Genomic DNA, 16,051 nt, shown 5'->3' on the forward strand with positions numbered 1-16,051 from the left:
ATAATTTGGCATTTGACAATGTGCACGCTGTTGAGTTCTCAAGGACCAAACGCACTCGAGGCCCGGTCGGAAAGACCCTCGCTCGAAGCTGCTGTGGAACCGTACCATCCTGATGGACCAAGCCGGAACGACTCGATTTCCGGCCCTCAAAGTTGAGGACCAGCACCTGGTGTTGACCAGAGGATGGATTTGAAACCCTACCACACGAATCGCAAGCCGTAAACGACTTGGCTTCGGGGAGGATGTCACCGCTTGAGGCCGGGGAACTCCGGATCAGAACCATTGCTGGTCGCTGTCCTAGCCGTTCCGCCGCACCTTTGGGCTGACTCGGATTACTTTACACAGCTCACCGGTCGCACCTCCAAATGTCTGGGCATCCCGGGCGTGTCGCGTGACTGAAGCCCTGCAGGCATGGCCAGCCGCGTGCAGTCCTTGCCGTGGGATGACGTCAAGCCCGCCCCCTCGACGAGGGAACGGGCTTCCGTCGTCCGGAGGTCGATTCGGGGTCAGACCTTGACGGTGACGCCGGCCAGCGTCTTCTTACCGCGTCGGAGCACGACGACTCCCCCGTCGAGTCTCGAGTCGGCGACCAGAGCATCACCGTTCTCGACCCGGGTGTTGTTCACGTAGACGCCACCCTCCGCCGTGGCCCGGCGGGCGGCGCCCAACGACGCGACGAGTCCGGTGTCGACCAACGCCTGAGCGATCGTGGTCGACGCATCGGCCTCGGCCGCCGGCAACTCGGCGATGGCACTGGCGAGAGTCCGCGGGTCGAGGACCGCGAGGTCTCCTTGCCCGAAGAGGGCGGCGGCTGCGTCGATGGCCGACTGCGTGGCCGAGGTGCCGTGGACCAGGGACGTGACGTTCCAGGCCAACGCTCGCTGCGCCTCCCGACGGAAGGGTTCGTCGGCGACGGCGCTCTCGAGCCGCTCGATCTCGGAACGCGAGAGGAACGTGAAGACCTTGAGCCGAGGGACGACGTCGGCGTCGTCGGTGTTGAGCCAGAACTGGTACATCGCGTACGGGCTGGTCAACTCGGCGTCGAGCCAGACCGCGTTGCCCTCGCTCTTGCCGAACTTGGTGCCGTCGGTGTTGGTGATCAGCGGCGTGCCGATCGCGTGGACCGAGACGCCTTCGGTGCGGCGGATGAGTTCGGTGCCACTGGTGAGGTTGCCCCACTGGTCGCTGCCGCCGGTCTGCAGGACGCAGTCGTAGCTGCGGTAGAGCTCGCGGAAGTCGAGGCCCTGGAGGATCTGGTAGCTGAACTCGGTGTAGCTGATGCCGGCGTCGGAGTTGAGACGCGCGGCCACGGCGTCTTTCTTGAGCATGGTGTTGACGCGGAAGTTCTTGCCGATGTCGCGCAGGAACTCGATGGCGCTGAGCGGAGACGTCCAGTCGAGGTTGTTCACCACTCGGAGACCGTTGTCACCGTCGGGCGAGAGGAACTTCTCGACGTGGACGCGGATGCGGTCGACCCACTCGGCCGTCTGCTCGGGCGTCTTGAGCACCCGCTCGGCGGTGGGGCGTGGATCGCCGATGAGGCCGGTGGACCCGCCCACGAGTCCCAGGGGCCGGTGACCGGCGAGCTGCAGGCGGCGCATGGTGAGCAACTGCACGAGGTTGCCGAGGTGGAGGCTGGGGGCCGTCGGGTCGAAACCGCAGTAGTACGTGATCGGCGGACCGGCGAGCAGGGTCTTGAGGGCATCGGCATCGGTCGACACGTGCACCAGGCCGCGCCACTGCATCTCGTCCCACACGTCGTCGAACGAGGGGTCGTTGCTCTGGGCGGCCAGGACGTCTGCAGTCGTTTCACTGGTCACGTCGGAAACGGTACCAGCGGCCTCCGCCACCGTCTTCACGCCCCACCGCGTCGTCGCGAGACGGCGGCGCGGTACGGGGAGACCGAGGGATCACCCTCGAGCGAGAACCGCCACGGGAACGCGTCGCCCCCGGCGTGACCCGACACACCGACACGCGGGCCGGCGGCGATCCGGCCGACCGGTGCGGACGGGAGGCGAAGGCGGAAGCGCGCCTCCTGACCGGGGGTGTCGGCGACGAGGCGTGAGCCGTCGTCGCCGAGCTCCATGCCGAGTGCGGAGCCGAGACGGCCGGGACCTCGGGCGAGGTCGGCCGACGTCCGCGACGTCGTCCGACGCGCTCGGACCTCGTCGACGCCGGCCACCACTTCGCCCGAACGCAACAGGACACCGGACGCGAAGCCCTCGGGCCCGCACACGATGTTGACGCAGCGGTGGATGCCGTAGGACAGGTACACGTAGAGCGTTCCGCCGCGTTCGAACATGCTGTCGTTGCGCGCCGACCGGCCCCGGTGCGCATGCGAGCCGGGGTCCTGCCCCTGACCGTGGTACGCCTCGACCTCGGTCAGGCGGATGCCGACGCCGCCCGACCAGAAGACCGAACCCAGGAGGCGCGGCGCGACGGCCAGCGCCGGTTCGGCCAGCAGTGCCGCGAGCACGTCGTCGTCGGGTGTCGTCGTCACCGCTCCCCCGTGCTCACCGCGATCGTCTCGTTCAGAAGAAGCGCTGACCACTGGCGACCGCGATCACCGCGACGGCGACGAGCACCGCCACGGCGATCGCGACGACGACGGGGACCACCCAGGCACGGACCGGCCGGTCGTCGCGAGCGCCCGGTCGTCGACGGGTCACGCTGCCGCCGGGGCGAGGGACCGGACCAGGTGGCGCATCTGCTCCGTCAGCTGCGCGAGCTGCTCGGCGACGCGCTCGGGAGCCGTGCCGCCGGCCCCTCGACGGCTGGCGATCGAGCCCTCGACCGTCAGGACGGGGCGGATCTCGGGCGTGAGATGCGCCGAGACGGACCGGTACTGCTCGTCGGTGGGCTCGTGCAGCTCGAGGTCGTGCTGCTCACAGAACCGCACCAGCTCGCCGCTGATCTCGTGTGCGTCGCGGAACGTGACCCCCTGACGGACGAGCCACTCGGCGACGTCGGTCGCGAGTGAGAATCCCTGCGGCGCGAGCTCGGCCATGCGGACCTCGTCGAAATCGAGGGTCGCCACCATGCCCGTGAACGCCGGGAGCAGCACCTCGAGCTGGCTGACCGAGTCGAACACCGGCTCTTTGTCTTCCTGGAGATCTCGGTTGTAGGCCAGCGGCAGCCCTTTGAGCGTCGCGAGCAGACCCGTCAGGTTGCCGATGAGCCGCCCCGACTTGCCGCGCGCGAGCTCGGCGATGTCGGGGTTCTTCTTCTGCGGCATGATGCTCGACCCGGTCGAGAACGCGTCGTGCAGACGGACGAAGCCGAATTCGCGGGTGTTCCAGAGGATGATCTCTTCGGCCAGCCGCGAGAGGTCGATGCCGATGGACGCCGCGACGAACGCGAACTCCGACACGACGTCACGACTGGCCGTCGCGTCGATCGAGTTCTCGGTCGTGCGGTCGAAACCCAGATCGGTCGCCACGAGGAGCGGGTCGAGCCCCAGCGAGCTACCCGCGAGGGCACCCGCTCCGTACGGCGAGGCACCGGCCCGACGCGACCAGTCGCGCAGGCGCTCGAGGTCGCGGACCAGAGGCCAGGCGTGAGCGAGGAGGTGGTGCGCCAACAGCACCGGCTGGGCGTGCTGGAGGTGCGTCCGGCCGGGCATCACGGCCGACGGGTGGGCCGTCGCCTGACCGGCGATCGCGTCGACCAGGTCGACGACCTGCCGGCCGATGACGCGGGCGTGGTCGCGCAGGTACAAGCGCACCAGCGTCGCGATCTGGTCGTTGCGGCTACGCCCCGCCCGGAGCTTGCCGCCGAGCTCGGCGCCGGCGATGCCGATGAGGCCCCGCTCCAGGGCGGAGTGCACGTCCTCGTCGGTCTCGGCCGCGGTGAACGTGCCGTCGAGCACGTCCGACTCGAGCCGGTCGAGTGCCGACAGCATGGCGTCGAGCTCGGACGCGTCGAGGTATCCCGCCGCCGCCAGCGCCCTGGCGTGTGCCCGCGACCCGGCGATGTCGTACGAGGCCAGCTGCCAGTCGAACTGCGTGGACTTGCTGAGCGCGGCGAGCTCGGCGGACGGCCCGGAGGCGAAGCGGCCGCCCCAGAGGGCGCCCGCCTCGCCTGCTCGCTCGTTCTTGCCCGACCCTTCGCCGAGCCCGCTCGCGTCGGTCACGCCCCGTGGGCCAGGTCGCGACGAGCCGAGATCTTGCTGGGCAGCGACCAGATCTCGATGAAGCCCTTCGACAGGGACTGGTCGAAGGTGTCTCCCGTGTCGTAGGTCGCGAGGTCGAAGTCGTAGAGGCTCGCGTCGCTCTTCTGACCGGTGACGACCGCGCGCCCGCCCTGCAGCTTGAGACGGATCTCGCCCGACACGTACTTCTGCGTGTCGTCGATGAAGACGTCGAGCGACCGCTTGAGACCCGAGAACCACAGGCCGTCGTAGACGAGGTTGGACCACTCGGCCTCGACACCACGCTTGTACCGGCCGAGGTCGCGCTCGATGGTCAGGGCCTCCAACGCCTCGTGCGCGGCGATCAGCGCCATCGCGCCGGGGGCCTCGTAGACCTCGCGGCTCTTGATGCCGACGAGCCGGTCCTCGACGACGTCGATGCGGCCGACGCCGTGCTTGCCGGCGAGCTCGTTCATGCGCTCGACGATGCCCAGCGGGGTGAACGCCACGCCGTCGATCGCCGTCGGGACTCCGGCCTCGAAGGTGATGACGACCTCGTCGGCGTCCTTGACGACGGCCGGGTCTTGCGTGTACTCGTACAGGTCCTCGATGGGAGCGTTCCAGGGGTCCTCGAGGAACCCGGTCTCGACCGCGCGGCCCCAGACGTTCTTGTCGATCGAGTAGGGGTTCTTGGCGCTCTGGCGGATGGGAAGGGCGTGCTCTTCCGCGTAGACGATCGCCTTGTCGCGGGTGAGGGCCAGGTCACGGACCGGGGCGATGCTCGTCAGGTCGGGGGCGAGGGCCGCGACGGCCGCCTCGAAGCGGACCTGGTCGTTGCCCTTGCCGGTGCACCCGTGGGCCACGCTGTTCGCACCCAGTTCCTTCGCGACCGACGCCAGGTGGCGGGCGATCAGCGGACGGCTGAGGGCGGACACCAGCGGGTAGGTCTTCTGGTACAGCGCGTTTGCCTTGAGGGCTGGCATCAGGTAGTCGGTGCCGAACTCTTCTTTGGCGTCGACGACGACCGATTCGACCGCACCGCAGTCGAGGGCACGCTGTCGGATGTCTTCCATGTCCTCTCCGCCCTGTCCGACGTCGACGGCGAGGGCGACCACCTCTTTTCCGGTGGCATCGGCCAACCAGCCGATGCCGACCGAGGTGTCGAGGCCTCCTGAGTATGCGAGGACGACGCGTTCCGCCATGGTTCTCCTTGAGTGGTGTGGGTGTGGCTACGTGTGTGTGAGGTGGTGGGGGTGCTCAGCGGGCCAACAGCCAGGTGAGCAGCGCCTTCTGGGCGTGCAGCCGGTTCTCGGCCTCGTCCCAGATGACGCTGGTCGGGCCGTCGATGACGTCGGCCGTGACCTCGTACCCGCGGTCGGCGGGGAGACAGTGCAGGAAGATCGCGTCGGCGTCGGCCTGGGCCATCAAGGCCTGGTCGACCTTGAACGATCCGAAGACGGCGACCCGTTCGTCTTTCTCGTCCTCCTTGCCCATCGAGACCCAGGTGTCGGTCACGACGACGTCGACCCCGGCGACGGCCTCGGCCGCGTCGGTCGTGACGAGCACGGAGCCGCCCGTCCGCGCGGCGATCGCCTCGGCGTCGGCCACGACGGTCGGGTCGGGCAGGAAGCCCTCGGGGGCACCGATGCGGACGTGCATGCCCGCGGTCGCGCAGGCCAGCAGGTACGACTGGCCCATGTTGCAGCGCCCGTCACCGACGAAGGCCACCGAGAGGCCGGCGAGCGTGCCCTTCTTCTCGCGGATGGTCTGCAGGTCGGCGAGCAGCTGACACGGGTGGAAGTCGTCGCTCAACGCGTTGACGACGGGCACGGTCGTCCCCGCCGCCATCTCTTCGAGGCCGGACTGCGCGTAGGTGCGCCAGACGATGGCGGACACCATGCGCTCGAGCACGCGCGCCGTGTCGGACGGGGTCTCCTTGCCGCCGAGCTGGCTGTTCGCGGTGGCGATGATCAGCGGGCTGCCGCCGAGGTCGGCGATGCCGACCGCGAAGGAGACCCGGGTACGGGTCGACGACTTGTCGAAGATCACGGCGACGGTCTGCGGACCGGCCAGCGGGCGCTGGGACCAACGGTCGCGCTTGAGTTCGTCGGCGAGATCGAGCACCTCGAGCTGCTCGGCGGTGGTCAGGTCGTCGTCCCGGAGGAAGTGGCGGGTCATTCGAGGCCTTTCAGGACGGTGGTCATGATCTGGGTGAACTCGGCGATCTCGTCGTCACCGACGATCAGGGGAGGCGCGAGACGGATGCTCGAGTCGTTGGGGGCGTTGACGATGAGGCCGGCCTCGAGGGCGTCGGCGGCGACCTGCGCCGCGACGGGCTGCGCCAGCCCCAGGCCGATCAGGAGGCCGTTGCCGCGGATCTCGCGGACGAGCGGCGAACCGATCGACTCGACGGCCGCGCGGAGCTGGTCGCCCCGGACGATCGCGTTGAGCACGAGCTGGCTCGACTCGATCTCGCCGAGCACGGCGTTGGCCGCGGCGGTGGCGAGCGGGTTGCCGCCGAAGGTGCTGCCGTGCTGACCGGCCTCGAACAGGTCGGACGTGTCGCCGAAGGTGATGAGCGCGCCGATGGGGACTCCCCCGGCGATGCCCTTGGCGACGGTGATGGCGTCGGGGACGATGTCGTGCTGCTGGAAGGCGAACCACGAGCCGGTCCGGCCGATGCCGGTCTGGATCTCGTCGAGGATCAGCAGGGCACCGTGCTTCGTGGTGAGTTCGCGGGCACGCTCGAGGTAGCCCTCGGGCAGGTCGACGACGCCGGCCTCGCCCTTGATCGGCTCGACGAACAGGGCTGCCACCGTACCGTCGAGGGCCGCCTCGAGTGCCTCGACGGTCGTGTCGATGTGCTCGACCCCGGGCATCATCGGCTCGAACGGTTCGCGCAGCGCCGGCTTGCCGGTCAGCGCGAGCGAGCCCATGGTGCGCCCGTGGAACGAGTTCTGCAGGGCGAGGATGCGGGTGCGCGAGCCGTCACCGCGGTTGAGGCGGGCCAGTTTGACCGCGGCCTCGTTGGCCTCGGCTCCGCTGTTGCCGAAGTAGACGCGCCCACGCTCGCCGGCACCGCTGATGCGGGTCAGCCGTTCGGCGAGCTCGACCTGCGGAGCCGTCGCGAAGTAGTTGGAGACGTGGATCAGCTTGCTCGCCTGCTCGGTGAGCGCCTCGACGAGCACCGGGTGGGCGTGTCCGAGGGCGTTCACGGCGATGCCCGCCAGGAAGTCGAGGTAACGCTTGCCGTCGACGTCCCAGACCTGGCAGCCCTCGCCGCGGTCGAGCATCACCTTCGGAGTGGACAGCGAACGCATCATCGAGTCGCCGAATCGGCGCTGCCAGGTACCGCCTTGGGTCTGGATCATGGTCACGACTGTCCTTTCGTGTCGGTGCCGCTGGCGGCAGGGCCACCCGGGGCGGTGCCCCTGGTGGTGACGATCTCGCCGGCGGGGGTGCCGAACGAGGTGACGACGGGGGCGCCGGTCGACGCCGCCCGGTCGTCGGGAACCACCTCGGTGCCCGACCCGCGTTGGGTGAACACCTCGAGGAGGATCGAGTGCGGGATGCGACCGTCGATGATGGTCGCTCCTCCGACGCCACCGACGACCGAGTCGAGGCAGGCGCGCATCTTGGGGATCATGCCCGACTCGAGGGTCGGGAGCATGTCGGTGAGGGCCGACACCGTGATGGCCTCGACGAGCGAGTCGCGGTTCGGCCAGTCGGCGTAGAGCCCGGCGACGTCGGTCAGGACGACGAGCTTGGCCGCACCGAGGGCGATGGCCAGGGCACCCGCCGCCGCATCGGCGTTGACGTTGAGGGCGTGCTCGGGATCGATCGTGTTCGTCGCGATCGACGACACCACGGGGATGCGCCCCGCCTCGATCTCGGCCAGCACCGACGACGGGTCGACGTGTGTCACGTCGCCCACGTGTCCCAGGTCGAAGGTCTCGCCGTCGACCACGACACCGCGCTTGCGACCCTCGAACAAGGTCGAGCCCTCGCCGGAGACACCGCGGGCCAGGTCGCCGTGCTCGTTGATCAGGTCGACGATCTCGCGGTTGACCTCGCCGGCCAGGACGTCGCGCACGACCGAGATCGCCTCGGTCGACGTGTAGCGGTAGCCGCCCCGGAACTCGCTCTCGATGCCGGCGGCGTCGAGGGCGGCCGAGATCTGTGGCCCCCCGCCGTGGACGACCACCGGGTGCAACCCGGCGTAGCGCAGGTAGACCATGTCCTCGGCGAACGCCTGCTTGAGGGCGTCGTCGACCATGGCGTTGCCGCCGAACTTCACGACGACGACCTTGCCAGAGAAGCGCTTCAGCCAGGGCAGGGACTCGATGAGGGTCGAGGCCTTGACCGCCGCGAGCTCCTGCTCGTCGGCCGCCGTCGCACCGGTGCTCGTGTGGACGCCCATCAGCTGGAGTACGCGCTGTTCTCGTGCACGTAGTCGTGCGTGAGATCGTTCGTCAGGATGGTCGCCTCGACCGGCCCCGTCTTCAGGTCGACGAGCACGTGGACCGCCCGGGGCGTCAGGTCGACGTCGTCGCTCGGCCGATCGGGTGCCCCGGCGTGGCAGACGCGGACGCCGTTGATGGTCACGTCGACGTCGTACGGGTCGAACTCGGCCGACGTGGTGCCGATGGCGGCGAGCACGCGGCCCCAGTTGGGGTCGTTGCCGAAGACGGCTGCCTTGAAGAGGTTGTTGCGAGCGATCGAACGGCCCACCTCGACGGCGTCGTCGTCGGATGCCGCCCCCACGATCTCGATGCGGATGTCGTGCGAGGCACCCTCGGCGTCGGCCTGCAACTGCTCGGCGAGGTCGGCACAGAGCGCCGTGACCGCCGCCGCGAAGTCGCCGGCAGGAGGCGCGACACCGGACTCGGCGCTGGCCAACAACACGACGGTGTCGTTCGTCGACATGCAGCCGTCCGAGTCGAGACGGTCGAAGGTGACCCGGGTCGCCTCGCGGAGTGCGGAATCGAGACCGGACGCGTCGACGTCGGCGTCCGTCGTGAGCACCACGAGCATCGTGGCGAGTCCGGGGGCGAGCATGCCCGCACCCTTGGCCATTCCGCCGACGACCCAGCCGTCACCCGAGACGACGGCCTGCTTGGGCTTGGTGTCGGTCGTCATGATCGCCGTGGCGGCATCGAGGCCGCCGTCGACCGACAGGGCGTCGGCCGCGGCCGTGGAGCCGCTCAGCACCTTGTCGCGGAAGGTCTGGTCGCCGACGCCGATGAGGCCCGTCGAGCAGACGAGGACGTCCGTCGCCGACAGGCCGAGGGCGCCGGCCACGGTCTCGGCCGTGGAGTGCGTCGTCTGGAAGCCGAAGGCTCCCGTGAAGCAGTTCGCGCCTCCGGAATTGAGGACGACGGCGTCGACGCGACCGTCGGCGACGACCTGCTGGGACCACAGGACGGGGTTCGCCTTGGCCCTGTTGCTGGTGAAGACGGCCGCTGCGGCCGTGCTGCGACCTCGGTTGACGACCAGGGCGACGTCCGGCGCGCCCGAACTCTTGAGGCCGGCGACGACGCCGGAGGCCTCGAAACCGGCTGCTGCGGTGACGCTCACGGGGCGACTCCGTTCTGGCCGAGGCCGGTGGTCTCGGCCAGGCCGAGCGCGATGTTGGCGGACTGGACGGCGGCACCGGCCGTGCCCTTCACGAGGTTGTCGAGGGCGGTGACCACGACCACGCGGTCGGCGGCCTCGTCGACGGCGAGTCCGATCAGGGCGGTGTTGGCACCGATCGTGTCGGCCGTCCGCGGGAACTCGCCGTCCGGCAGCAGGTGCACGAAGGGCTCGTTCGCGTAGGCCTGCTGCCAGGCGGATCGCACGTCGTGGGCGGTGACGCCCGGGGCGAGACGCGCCGTCGTCGTGGCGAGGATGCCCCGCGCCATCGGCACGAGCACCGGGGTGAACGAGACGTTCACCTCCGTCGCACCGGCCACCCGGAGGTTCTGCTGGATCTCGGGGATGTGCCGGTGGCTGCCGCCCACTCCGTAGGCCGACGCCGACCCCATCAACTCGCTGGCCAACAGGTGGGTCTTGAGCGCCTTGCCCGCCCCGGACGGACCGACGGCCAGCACGGTCACGATGTCGGCGGTCTCGACGACGCCCGCCTGGACGCCGGGGGCCAGCCCCAGGGTCACCGCGGTGACGTTGCAGCCGGGCACCGCGATGCGCTTGGCCCCGACCAGGACGTCGCGCTGACGACCCGGGGTGTCACCGAGGACGAGTTCGGGCAGGCCGTACGACCAGGCTCCGTAGAACTCGCCACCGTAGAACGCCTGCCAGGCGGATTCGTCGGTCAGCCGGTGGTCGGCACCACAGTCGACGACGAGCGTGTCGTCGGGCAACTGGGCGGTGATCGCCCCCGACTTGCCGTGGGGCAGGGCGAGGAACACGACGTCGTGCCCCGAGAGGGCTTCGGGCGTCGTGTCGACCAGGGTCAGGTGCGCCAGCGAGCGCAGGTGCGGCTGGACCGCGAGGAGTGGCTGACCGGCGTTCTGGAACGCGGTGACGGTCTGCACCTCGAAGTCGTGATGCTCGGCCAGCAAGCGCAGGAGCTCACCACCGGCGTAACCACTCGCGCCGGCCACGGCAACGGAGAAAGGCATGCGTCCACCCTAATGTTCGAATTCGGCCTGGGATCAGGGGCGGCGGCGCCGGGCGAGTGTCAGTCGCGGAGCGCCGCCCCGAATCGCTCGCCGGCCAGGCGGACGGAGCCGGACTTGGCCTCGGAGGCCTCGGCGGCGGTGAGGGTGCGGTCTCCGGCCCGGAAGCGCAGGGCGAAGGTGAGCGACTTCGTCGCGTCGGGCAACCCGGCACCTCGGTAGTCGTCGACAAGCCGGACCGTCTCGAGCAGTTGGCCCGCACCCTCGCGCACGGTCGCGAGCACGTCGCCCGCGGGGACGTCGACGCCCACCACGAGGGAGAGGTCTTGGGTCGCCGCGGGGTAGGACGAGAGGGCCGAGGTGGCCGGCTCGGCGACGGCGAGGTCGATCAGGCGGTCGAGGTCGAGCTCGGCCACGGCGACCACCCGGGGCAGGTCGAGCTCGGCTGCCACGCTGGGCAGCAGCTCGCCCGCGATGCCCACGACCTCGTCGCCGACGAGCACCTCGGCCGTGCGGCCCGGGTGCAGCGAGACGTGCCGGGCCTGTCGGAAGGTGACCTCGGCGGCCACGGCCGACGCCGCGACGCGCACGGCGTCGAGCACGTCGGCGAGGGACGCCGGGACGGCGGATTGCCCAGGGGCGCGATCGACGACCGTGCCGACCGTCAGGAGGCCGAGGTGTCGCGGCTGGAGCGGCAGGGCGTCGGCGAGGGCGCCCAGCGTGGCGTCGTCGGGGCGGGCGGCCCCGAAGGGGACCTCGTCGCTGCCGTAGACGACGCCCTCGTCAGGCAGGAAGACCGTGCCCACCTCGAACACCGAGAGGTCGACGAGACCGCGACCGAGGTTGCGACGGGCGACCTCGAGCAGCCCCGGCACCAGTGACCGACGGAGTTCGGGCGCCGCCGAGTCGAGGGGGTTGGCGAGTCGGACGGCGGGCAGCCCGGTGCCGTCGGCCGAGCCGAAGGCGAGGTTCTGGGCCGAGGAGACGAACGGGTACGCGGCGACCTCGGTCGAGCCGGCCGCGGCGAGCCCGTTCGACACCTGCCGACGCAGCTGCTGCTCGCGCGACAACCCACGACCGGCCGGGGCGACGGGCAGGACGGAGGGGATGCGGTCGTAACCCGTGATGCGAGCGACTTCTTCGACGAGCGACGCGGAGTCGACCAGGTCGCTGCGCCAGGTCGGCGGGGTCACGAGCCAGTCGTCACCAACTCGCTCGACGCTCGCCCCGATGGCCGTGAGGGCACCGGAGACCTCGTCGTCGGTGTAGTCGACGCCCATGAGGCGGGCGGCTCGATCGACCGACAGGGTGATCGCGTCGGGGGGGGTGGAGGCGTCCCACCGTGACCCGAGCGCGTCGGACGTGCCGCCGGCGAGCTCGACGAGCAGGTCGACCACGCGCTGGGCGGCTGCCTCGGCCACCTGCGGGTCGACACCACGCTCGAAGCGCTTGGACGCCTCGCTCGGCAGCTTGTGGCGGCGGGCGGTGCGGGCGATCGACGTGGGGTCGAAGGTCGCGGCCTCGACGAGGACGTCGGTCGTGGTCGCGCCGATCTCGGTCGAGGCGCCGCCCATGACGCCGGCCAGGCCGACGGCACCCGACTCGTCGGCGATCACGAGGTCCTCGGCGTGCAGGTCGCGTACCTGGCGGTCGAGGGTCTCGAGGCGCTCGCCCGGTGCGGCCCGGCGGACCGAGAGGCCACCGCTGACCTTGTCGAGGTCGTAGCCGTGGATCGGCTGGCCGAGCTCGAACATGACGTAGTTCGTGACGTCGACCGGCAGCGAGATGCTGCGGACCCCGGCCAACCGCAAGCGCGACGCGAGCCACGGAGGGGTCGGACGGGTCGCGTCGATGCCGCGGACCACCTTGGTGGTGAAGGTCTGCACGCCGACCCGGTCGCGCAGGGGGGCCTGGTCGTCCACGACGACCGGGAAGCCGGACGACGGGGTCGGAGAGACGAGCGACGCGGGGTCGCGGAAGGTCGCCCCGGTGGCGTGCGAGTACTCGCGGGCCACCCCCCGGATGCTGAAGGCGTAGCCGCGGTCGGGCGTCACGTTGATCTCGACCGCGGCCTCGTCGAGGCCGAGCAGCGCGATCGCGTCCGTGCCGACCTCGGGATCGAGACCGAGCGACGAGAGGACGAGGATGCCGTCGTGCTCGTCGCCGAGGCCGAGCTCGCGGGACGAGGCGATCATGCCGTCGGAGACGTGCCCGTAGGTCTTGCGGGCGGCGATCGGGAACGGCCCGGGCAGCACCGCACCGGGCAACGACACGACGACCTTGTCGCCGACGACGAAGTTGTGGGCACCGCAGACGATGCCGTGGACGTCATCGGGCTCGGTCGAAGCGTTCGGGCCCACGGCGACCTGGCACCAGTTGATCGTCTTGCCGTTCTTCTGCGGCTCGGGCGTGAACTCGAGCACCTGACCGACCACGAGGGGCCCGGTCACGTCGCCGACGTGGACGTCTTCTTCTTCGAACCCGACCGACACGAGGGCGGCGTGGACGCTCTCGAGCGACACGTCGCCCGGCAACTCGACGAACTCACCGAGCCAACTCAGCGGAACCCGCATCAGACCACCATCCCGAACTGCTCGCTGAACCTGACGTCACCCTCGACCATGTCGCGCATGTCGTTGAGGTCGTTGCGGAACTGGAGGGTGCGCTCGATGCCCATGCCGAAGGCGAAACCCTGGTAGCGCTCGGGGTCGATGCCGGCCGCCCGCAGCACGTTCGGGTTGACCATCCCGCAACCGCCCCACTCGACCCACCGTGCGCCGCCCTTGGCGTTCGGCTGCCAGACGTCCATCTCGGCGCTGGGCTCGGTGAAGGGGAAGTAGTTGGGGCGCAGCCGGATCTGCGCCTCGGCGCCGAACATCGAGCGGGCGAGGTGCTCGAGGGTTCCGCGCAGGTGCGCCATGGTGAGGCCCTCGTCGACGGCGATGCCCTCGAGCTGGGTGAAGACGGGCGTGTGCGTCGCATCGAGCTCGTCGGTGCGGAACACCCGGCCCAGCGCGACGTTGTAGACCGGCAGCTCTTTCGAGAGGAGCGTGCGGATCTGCACCGGCGACGTGTGCGTGCGCAACACCAGGTGACGGTCGACGGGGTCGACGAAGAACGTGTCCTGCATGGCTCGGGCCGGGTGGTCGGCGTCGAAGTTCAGGGCGTCGAAGTTGAACCACTCGTGCTCGAGTTCGGGGCCCTCGTTGACCTCCCACCCCATGCCGACGAACAGGTCGGCCATGCGCTCTTGCAGCAAGGTCAGGGGGTGACGGGCCCCGGCGCGACGGCGCGACGGCAGAGCCGTGACGTCGACGGCCTCGGCCTCGAGCCGCGCGGACTCCTCGATCACGGCCAGCTCGGCCTCGCGCGTGGCGACGGCCTGACCGACCCGACCTCGGGCCTGACCGACGAGCTTGCCCGCCGCCGCCTTCTGGTCGTTCGGCAGGTCGCGCAGACCGGCGTTCAGGCGGGCCAGCACCGAGGCCTCGCCGACGTGCTGGGCACGGGCGGTCTTGAGCTCGGCGACGGTGGCCGCCGTGGCGATCGCCGCGAGGGCGGCGTCGACCGCCGACGCGACGGCGTCTTCGGAGAGGGGGACGGAGTCTGACACGAGAACCAAGCTTAGCGATCGTTGGGAGGCGACCCGCGCCTCCTGGTCGTGACGGACGAGGAGGCGCGGGCTGGGATCGGGTGGACGGACCGGGTCAGGTCGCGCGGCCCGACACGTGGTCGGACTCGTAGCGGCCGCCGCGTCCGAACATGCCCGGGTCCTTCGGCGTGCCCGGGCGCTTGGCGACGACCGCACGCCGCCCCGTCCGTCGGTCGACGACGCGGACGACCCACGAGAGCAGGAGGTTCGTGGCGAGGTAGACCACGAGGACGACCGCGAAGAGGGTGAACGTGTACGTGCTGCCGTAGTAGGTGCCCAGACGCGTGAGACCGCTCCGGGTCAGTTCGACGTAGCCGACGATGTAGCCGAGCGAGGTGTCCTTCAACAGGACGACGAGCTGGGCCAGGATGATCGGCAGCATCTGACGGAAGGCCTGCGGGAACTCGATGGCGAAGCGCGTGCGGATCGGGGTGAGCCCGATCGCGAGGCCCGCCTCGCGTTGCCCCCGCGGCAGCGAGGCGATGCCCGCGCGCAGCGCCTCGCCGATGAGCGCCCCGTTGTAGACCGCCAGCGCCGCGACCACCGCCCAGAAGGCCCCGGTCGAGAAGACCAACAGGATGAACAGCATCATCAGCAGGACGGGCATGCCGCGGAAGAACTCGAGCAGCACCGTTGTCGGAACGCGCACCCAGGCGGACCGCGCCGTCCGGAGGAACGAGAAGAGGACGCCGATGACCACCGCGAGGACCGACGCGACGGCCGCGGCCTGGATGGTCGCCAACCAGCCCCGACCGATCGCCCGCCAGAGCGCGAGGTCCCCGAGGATGTCCCACCGCGACGCGTCGAGCACGCCGGGACTCTCGGCACCGTTCGCGCTGATGCGGGGGCGGCCGAGGAGGTAGACGAGGTAGGCGACCAGGGCCAGGACGAGCACGACGCCGACCACCGAGATGATCCGCGAGGTGCGGCGGGCCCTCGGCCCCGGGGCGTCGTAGAGGACGGAGGTGCTCATCGGAGGACTGCGACCTTCTTCTCGACCACGGCGGCGAGACGGCCGAGCGTGATGGTGACGAGCAGGTAGAAGAACGCCACGGCGAGCAGCGTCGTGATGACGGCGTCACCACGATCGTTCGCGATGTAGCGCCCCGCGGCGAAGAGTTCGGCCACGAAGAAACCACCGGCCACCGAGGTGTTCTTGGTGAGGGCGATGAAGACGTTGATCAGTGGGGGCACGACCATGCGCATGGCCTGCGGGAGGATCACGTGGCCGAGCGTCTGGCCGAAGCCGAGGCCGATGCTGCGGGCCGCCTCGGCCTGCCCGACGGGGACGCCGTTGATGCCCGACCGGATGGCCTCCGCGACGAACGGCGAGGTGTACGCCGTCAAGCCGATGACGGCCAACGGGAAGTACGTGCCGAAGTCGACTCCGAGGTACGGCAGGACGAAGGCGCAGAAGAAGAGCACGAGCGTGAGCGGGATGTTGCGCAGCGCCTCGGTGTAGACCGTCGCGAACGTGCGGAAGGACGCCACGGGCGAGATGCGCAGAGCCGCGACGAAGAAACCGATCACGAGGGCCCCGAGGCCCGACAGAACGAGCAGCTGGAGCGTCGTGACGAAGCCGTCCCAGAAGCGGGGCCAGTTGTCGGTCACGGCGTCGAAGCCGGGGATGACGTCCAAGGGGTTCAACAG

The 16,051-nt window shown here is 70.1% G+C and carries 14 protein-coding genes; all 14 read right to left on the minus strand.

Annotated features, from left to right (window positions below; translation table 11 throughout):
• Positions 1–506: 506 nt before the first annotated feature.
• Positions 507–1,745, minus strand: a complete 1,239-nt coding sequence (gene tyrS / locus QRN23_RS14155) for a tyrosine--tRNA ligase (protein WP_277959590.1) — start codon at positions 1,743–1,745, stop codon at positions 507–509.
• Positions 1,746–1,855: 110 nt separating this feature from the next.
• Complete coding sequence (locus tag QRN23_RS14160) at positions 1,856–2,500, minus strand: DNA-3-methyladenine glycosylase (protein ID WP_277959588.1); 645 nt, start codon at positions 2,498–2,500, stop codon at positions 1,856–1,858.
• Positions 2,501–2,531: 31 nt separating this feature from the next.
• On the minus strand, positions 2,532–2,669 hold the full coding sequence (locus tag QRN23_RS14165) for a hypothetical protein (protein WP_192122614.1): 138 nt from the start codon (positions 2,667–2,669) through the stop codon (positions 2,532–2,534).
• Positions 2,666–4,132, minus strand: a complete 1,467-nt coding sequence (gene argH / locus QRN23_RS14170; protein ID WP_277959587.1) for an argininosuccinate lyase — start codon at positions 4,130–4,132, stop codon at positions 2,666–2,668. Before argH ends, QRN23_RS14165 begins: the two co-directional genes overlap by 4 nt.
• Entirely contained in the window at positions 4,129–5,331 is a 1,203-nt protein-coding gene (locus QRN23_RS14175; protein WP_056048027.1) for an argininosuccinate synthase, read from the minus strand. The genes argH and QRN23_RS14175 overlap by 4 nt, the downstream gene beginning before the upstream one ends.
• A 55-nt stretch (positions 5,332–5,386) precedes the next feature.
• Positions 5,387–6,307, minus strand: coding sequence for an ornithine carbamoyltransferase (gene argF / locus QRN23_RS14180; protein WP_056048029.1), 921 nt, complete (start codon positions 6,305–6,307; stop codon positions 5,387–5,389).
• Complete coding sequence (locus QRN23_RS14185; RefSeq protein WP_123571770.1) at positions 6,304–7,500, minus strand: acetylornithine transaminase; 1,197 nt, start codon at positions 7,498–7,500, stop codon at positions 6,304–6,306. The genes argF and QRN23_RS14185 overlap by 4 nt, the downstream gene beginning before the upstream one ends.
• A 2-nt stretch (positions 7,501–7,502) precedes the next feature.
• Positions 7,503–8,549, minus strand: coding sequence for an acetylglutamate kinase (argB, locus tag QRN23_RS14190; RefSeq protein WP_200412506.1), 1,047 nt, complete (start codon positions 8,547–8,549; stop codon positions 7,503–7,505).
• On the minus strand, positions 8,549–9,706 hold the full coding sequence (argJ, locus tag QRN23_RS14195; protein ID WP_056048035.1) for a bifunctional glutamate N-acetyltransferase/amino-acid acetyltransferase ArgJ: 1,158 nt from the start codon (positions 9,704–9,706) through the stop codon (positions 8,549–8,551). Before argJ ends, argB begins: the two co-directional genes overlap by 1 nt.
• Positions 9,703–10,752, minus strand: a complete 1,050-nt coding sequence (gene argC / locus QRN23_RS14200; protein WP_159826798.1) for an N-acetyl-gamma-glutamyl-phosphate reductase — start codon at positions 10,750–10,752, stop codon at positions 9,703–9,705. The genes argJ and argC overlap by 4 nt, the downstream gene beginning before the upstream one ends.
• Positions 10,753–10,811: 59 nt before the next feature.
• On the minus strand, positions 10,812–13,322 hold the full coding sequence (gene pheT / locus QRN23_RS14205) for a phenylalanine--tRNA ligase subunit beta (protein ID WP_285063904.1): 2,511 nt from the start codon (positions 13,320–13,322) through the stop codon (positions 10,812–10,814).
• Positions 13,322–14,362: a phenylalanine--tRNA ligase subunit alpha gene (pheS, locus tag QRN23_RS14210; protein WP_056048045.1), complete on the minus strand. Its 1,041-nt coding sequence runs from the start codon at positions 14,360–14,362 to the stop codon at positions 13,322–13,324. Before pheS ends, pheT begins: the two co-directional genes overlap by 1 nt.
• 94 nt (positions 14,363–14,456) lie before the next feature.
• Positions 14,457–15,374: an amino acid ABC transporter permease gene (locus QRN23_RS14215; protein WP_082452458.1), complete on the minus strand. Its 918-nt coding sequence runs from the start codon at positions 15,372–15,374 to the stop codon at positions 14,457–14,459.
• Positions 15,371–16,039 carry an amino acid ABC transporter permease gene (locus QRN23_RS14220; RefSeq protein ID WP_043596711.1) on the minus strand — a complete coding sequence of 223 codons (669 nt, stop codon included), beginning with the start codon at positions 16,037–16,039 and terminating at the stop codon, positions 15,371–15,373. Before QRN23_RS14220 ends, QRN23_RS14215 begins: the two co-directional genes overlap by 4 nt.
• Between the last annotated feature and the right edge of the window lie 12 nt (positions 16,040–16,051).

This window comes from Frigoribacterium sp. ME-P-080 (assembly GCF_030209595.1).
Classification (GTDB): domain Bacteria; phylum Actinomycetota; class Actinomycetes; order Actinomycetales; family Microbacteriaceae; genus Frigoribacterium.